Here is a 5577-nt window from a genome sequence, read left to right on the forward strand (position 1 = left end):
CCCGGCCCCAGCTACCCCGGCACCGGCGGTGCGCCGTCTTCGACGAGCGCGCCGTCGGCGCCGTTCTCCCAGCGTGGCCCGTCGGCCCCGATCCGTCCCGCCCAGCGGGTGACCCGCCCCTCGGCGACCACGCCGATGGTCGCCGCCACCTCTCGACCGACGGGCAGCAGTCGCGCCGTCACCGAGCCGCAGGTCGCACCGTCGAGGATCGCGATCAACTCGGCATGCAGCACCCCGACCGTCCCCACGGCGCCGTCGGCGACGCTGCGGTCGTCGAACAGTCTCACCGTGACTCCGCGCCGCCGGGCCCGCGCCGCCGCGACGCGGACCTGCGCGGACATCCAACCCGCACCCCGCACCTCGTCGCGCAGAGCCGCCTCCAGCAGGAGCGCACGCGCGGCGTCGTCCTCGGAGAGCTTGCGTCCCTCGGCGATCTGTGTGAGGAGGGGTCCGACCTCGGCGCCGAGCGCCGTCAACTGCCGACGCCGCTGTTCCGCGGTCGCCGCCTGAGCGGCGTCCGCGGCGACCGCGGCGATCTCGCGCCGATCCAGTACCCGCAGCATCCGCAGCAGCGGCCTGACGAACCACATCATCAGCGTCACCGGCAGCAGTGACAGGAACATCCGCAGCACCACCGGCACCGACGTGCCCGGCCGCCAGCCCCACGCGCCCACCGCCACCGCGGCGATGACGACGGTGAGCCCGAATCCCACCCAGGCCCAGCCGACGCGGCCGCGGACCGCCAGCAGGCACATCGCCACCGCGTAGAGGATCATCGGCGCGCCCGGACGCACCCAGTTCATCACCCCGGCCGGGATCGACCACCACACCGCCGCCCCCGACACCGCTCCGACGCCGACTGCGATCACCGTCGGAGCGATGCCGAGCGGGTCCCGATCACCGGAGACCGTCAGCCACAGCACTGCGGCCAGACCGATCGACCCGATGATCGACACCCACCACCGCAGGCCGCTGACCTCCAGGTCCGGAAGCATCAGGCCCACGGCGACGTAGGCGACCAGCACCCCGGCGACGGCGATCCGCATGGCCGCGCGCCGCAGCCCGAGCATCTCGACCATCGCGCGGGCGTCGGCGCCGTCGCCGGTGCGGCGCCACACCTCGCGCATCGACCACACGGACGCCCTCACGGCCGCCTCCATTCGAGCGAGACCATGGTGCCCTCGCCGCAGGCCGACTCCACCCAGGCGGCGGCGCCGGCATGCTCGCGCAGTCGCCCGCGGATGCCCAGTTCGATGCCCGCGCAGTCGGCCGCCACCCGGCGCGGGTCGAATCCGACGCCGTCGTCGACGATCCGCAGCCGGATCAGGTCCTCCCCCAGCACGCCGACCAGGGCGCGCGAGGCCCCCGGCCCCGCGTGCTGCACCACGTTCGCCACGGCTTCGACGGCGGCGTCGGTCAGCGCCTCGCACACCGGGTAGGGGTACCGCACACGCCGACCGGTGACCTGCACGTCGACGTGGGTGTCATCGCCCAGATCGTTGACCGCCTCCCGCAGCCACCGGGCGGCCTGACCGGCCGACAGTTCGGCCGGCCGAAGCGCCGGGTTGCTGCGTCCGGCCAGGTCGGCCAGGGTCTGCGCCGCCTGATCGCGGTGGCGGGGGTCGGGGGTTCCGGCGCGCACGGTCCGCAGCACGGCGATCACCTCGTCGCGCACCAGGACGTCGAGCCGTTGCCGCTCGGCGATCCGGGCGGCCCGGCTCGCATTCCGGGCACTCGCCGCCAGCACCTCGTCCCGCCGTCGGTCGGCGGCGCGCACCGCATCCATCACGGCCAGTTCGGCGGTCAGGAGCACCCCGACCAGGGCCCCGGTGAGCAGCGCATTCGCGTAAGCGGGCACGCCGAAGGCGGCGTGCTTGAGCATCTGCTGCGCGGTGGCCAGCAGGAGCAGGACGCCGGCGGTGTACAGGATCGCGATCCGGGCCGGGTACACGGTGACCATCACGACCGCGGGCAGCGCCACCGTGTTGGCGGGCCACACCGGGGGCGACCCCATCCATTCGGGGGCGACGCTCCCGTTCCACGCGATCAGCAGCAGCACCAGGGCCGTCGCATTCGCTGCGCCGAGAAGCAGGGCCGCCGGCCCGATCCACCGGCCGGAATCGGCGACCGCCGCACCGAGCAGGGTCACCGCCGAACCCACCACGAGGACCAGGCTGACCGGCACCCACCACGACGCGAGCAGCTGCGCCACCACCTCGGCGGAGACGAACAGGGAGGCGGGCACGATCAACGTGGTCAATCCCATGCAGACGGCGGCGACCCGGCGCATCAACAGCTCGTTCACGACTGCACCACCTCGGTGACCACGCCGTCCGGGCCGATCTCGAGCCGTCGACGACCGCCGTCGTCGACGACGGTCACGGTGGCGGTGGGAGTCCGACCGAGCGGCGCCACGCGAGCGATCAGCGAGCCGGAACGCAGCCCGTCGAGTTCGGCGCACACCAGGGACACCAACCCGGTCAGCAGCGGCTCGGCCGAGGCGGCTCCGTTCAGACCGCTGTCATCGAGCAGGATCACCGAGACGCCGCGTTCGCGGGCCGCCCACGCGGCCGCACGCACGCTGTCGGTGTCCAGGGCCGGTGCGCGGATGCCGTCCCGCAGACGGGCCTCGATCAACCGCGCGGTGTTCACATCGGCGTCGGTGACCCGCCCGGACTCGGTCAGCGCGGACAGGAACGGACCGACGTACTGGTCGATGCGCGAGATCCGCTCGTGCCGCTCCTGAATCGCGAACCGCTCGTCTCGCTCGCGGTCGGCCGCCCGCCCGTGCTTGATGGCCAGCGCATCGATGTCGCCGATCATCGGCGCCAGCGCCAGGAAGCCGACGCTCGCCACTGCGAGGGCGATGACGTTCGTGGTCTGCACCGGCGCCCACCACGAGTTCAGCTGCAGCACGTGCGCGACCCCCGCCCCCATCGCCATGCCGGCCAGCGTACTCAGCCAGGCCAGGACGAGCCGATCCCGGAACAGCAGCATCATCGCGATGAGATAGGCCGTGACGAACATCGGCGCGAAGTCGCCCACATCGACCGCTGTGTGACCGTCGACCGCTGTGTGACCGGCGATCGCGCCCCAGACCGACAGTTGCGCCAGCAGTATCAGCAGGACCGCGCCGAGCGCCGCTCTCGTCCGGAAGCGGCCCGGTGGAGCGGCCAGCGTCACGACGGTCGCCGCGGTGTACAGGATCAGCGCGCCGCCCACACCGGCCCAGTACTCCCAGCCCACGTCGTCGACGACGCCCCGGACGGTCATCACCGCCGCCAGGATCGCCAGATAGCCGACCAGGACCGCGACCACCGGTCCGCGGTGGACCAGCGGCGCGGTGATCAGTTGCCGCACATCGATCGACTCGTGGCTCACCGGGCACCCCGCTGCGCCGACCACGACAGGTCCACGCGGGTGCCGCCGCCGGGCGCACTGAGCACGCGGCCGCTGCCTCCGTCGAGCTGGCGCATGCGTTCGACGATCCCCAGGGCGACGCCGATGCGATTGGCGGGCACCGCGGCCGGATCGAAACCGACCCCGTCGTCGACGACGGTGACGGTGATTGCGTCGGCGTCGATGGTGCACACCGCGACGGCGCCCGCTTCGGCACCCGCATGGCGGTGGACGTTGCGAACCGCCTCGGCGAGGGCGTCGATGAGCGCATCGGTGGCCGCGGCCGGAAAGGCGGTGCCGGGGTCGGCCCGGATCACGGTCTCGATGGGGACCGTGCGGCCCGAGTCGTCGACTGCGAGCCGCAGTCGTTCCAGGAGATCCTCGACTCCGATCCGCTCGGGGCCCCGCAGCGCGGCGGTCGGCAGCTCGGCGAGTTCGGCGCGCACCTGCCCGATCGCCGCAGTCATGCCCTCCGACAGCGGCCCGGGCCGCAACGCCAACAGCAGGGCGATCAACCGGTCGTGCACGATCGCATCCAGCCGACGCCGCTCGGCGGTGCGGAATCTGCTCGGCAGTCGGGCGACGGCCTGGCGCATCGCCAGGTCCCGGTCCTCGTCGAACCGGCGGGCACCGACGGTGACCGCCCAGGCGATCACCTGATACACGGTCAGCAGCGCCAGCAGCCACACCCCGGTCGCCAGATCGTCCCAGTCTGCGGTGCCGGAGAGCGTCGCGGAGATCGCCAGGCTCGCACCGCCGGCCACCGCCACGTTCGCCAATCCCCCTCGCAGGCTGCCGTTCATCACCAGCACGCAACTGCCGACCTGCGGGAGGTACACCACCCAGAGATCGAGCGGGGGGCCCGGGTCGGCGGGCCTCGTGCCGTCCCAGGCGAGCCACCAGGCGGCCACGACCGCCAGGTAGCCGAGCGCGCAGACCGATGCCACGACGGACAGTGATTCGACTCTTCGGGCCACGCCCGCCCATACCATCGCCGCCGCGGACGCCGCGACGACCGCGGTGGCCGACCACGCCCACCAGCGGGCGGCGACCGAGGTGTATCGGGCCAGATCCGTCGGCACCAAGGCGAAGACGCCGAGGTAGGCGATTCCGAGAATCGCGGTGCCGGTCGACTGGATCTGTTGCAGGACCGGCTTCCAGGGTGCCCTGCGCGCCATCACTCCCCGAACTCTACTGAGCCGAGGCGGCGCTGTTACGGGAGTGACGCGGTTACGGGGAGTGACCCTCCCGCTAGCCGACCGAACGCAGACCGGGCCGGACCGCGGGCAGGTCGCGGCCGAGCCACTGCACGATGTCCTGCATGGATCGCGCCAAGTCGCTGGGTTCGAGAACACTCAGGCCCGGCAGGTTGTGCATCACCGCGGCGGTGAGTGCACTCTCCACCGACATGAACTCCGCGTCGACGACGCGGCGGTATCCGTGGAGGGAATCGACGAGATCGGAGAACGTGACGCTCTCGCTCCCGATCCGAACGGCGGTCATCCACGGAGCGGCATCGGCGCGATCTGCGAGATGCACACTGAGACTACGAATCCAATCCGTGCGTTCAACACCGACGTAGTTGCTCATCTCCAACGCCCTTCCGGGTACGACATACCTGATTCTCGGGAGCCGGCCCCGCGGGGCCTTCTGCTGATCAGATTATCGTCTGTTCGCCCTGGTAGACAGGTCGATCGACCGAACGACCCAAATGTGCCGATTCAGTTATCGTCCTGTCACCTCACGCCGCCCCGTGAACTGGGGTTTTAGACCATCCATGCAACCAGTCCCACCCACTCTTGAAAATGAGAGATATGTCACATGTTCGGGGGACGGCGTCGGCGAGTGTCCGAAAGGTGTGCTATCAGCTGCCTTGCTGGTCGGCTTCCATCGCGTCGATGAGGCTCTGCGGACGCAGATCCGTCCAGTTCTTCTCGACGTACGCCAGGCAGGCCTCCCGGCTGTCCTCGCCGAAGACCTTGGTCCAGCCGGCGGGGATGTCGGCGAAGGTCGGCCACAGCGAATGCTGATTCTCCTCGTTCACGAGCACGTAGAAGCGGCCGTTTTCGTCGTCGAACGGGTTGGTCATCTCAGGTGTTCCTTCCAAGCGGGGCGAATCTCGCCCCACATTCTCTCATTGATACTGCCCGGCAGGCTGCCGGGGTCACGCCGATCCGA

Annotated in this window: 6 protein-coding genes; all 6 read right to left on the minus strand. The window is 71.1% G+C overall.

What is annotated here, in order from left to right:
- Positions 1-11: 11 nt before the first annotated feature.
- Positions 12-1148: a hypothetical protein gene (locus AAFO60_RS05930; RefSeq protein WP_347955247.1), complete on the minus strand. Its 1137-nt coding sequence runs from the start codon at positions 1146-1148 to the stop codon at positions 12-14.
- Positions 1145-2305: an ATP-binding protein gene (locus AAFO60_RS05935; RefSeq protein ID WP_347955248.1), complete on the minus strand. Its 1161-nt coding sequence runs from the start codon at positions 2303-2305 to the stop codon at positions 1145-1147. Before AAFO60_RS05935 ends, AAFO60_RS05930 begins: the two co-directional genes overlap by 4 nt.
- A complete protein-coding gene (locus AAFO60_RS05940) occupies positions 2302-3381 on the minus strand; it encodes a hypothetical protein (RefSeq protein ID WP_347955249.1) in 1080 nt (359 codons plus the stop codon). The genes AAFO60_RS05935 and AAFO60_RS05940 overlap by 4 nt, the downstream gene beginning before the upstream one ends.
- Entirely contained in the window at positions 3378-4577 is a 1200-nt protein-coding gene (locus tag AAFO60_RS05945; RefSeq protein WP_347955334.1) for a sensor histidine kinase, read from the minus strand. The genes AAFO60_RS05940 and AAFO60_RS05945 overlap by 4 nt, the downstream gene beginning before the upstream one ends.
- 73 nt (positions 4578-4650) lie before the next feature.
- Complete coding sequence (locus tag AAFO60_RS05950; RefSeq protein ID WP_347955250.1) at positions 4651-4938, minus strand: hypothetical protein; 288 nt, start codon at positions 4936-4938, stop codon at positions 4651-4653.
- 325 nt (positions 4939-5263) lie between these two features.
- Positions 5264-5488, minus strand: coding sequence for an MbtH family protein (locus tag AAFO60_RS05955; protein WP_347955251.1), 225 nt, complete (start codon positions 5486-5488; stop codon positions 5264-5266).
- Between the last annotated feature and the right edge of the window lie 89 nt (positions 5489-5577).

The organism is Gordonia aichiensis (genome assembly GCF_039946255.1).
Classification (GTDB): Bacteria; Actinomycetota; Actinomycetes; order Mycobacteriales; family Mycobacteriaceae; genus Gordonia; species Gordonia aichiensis_A.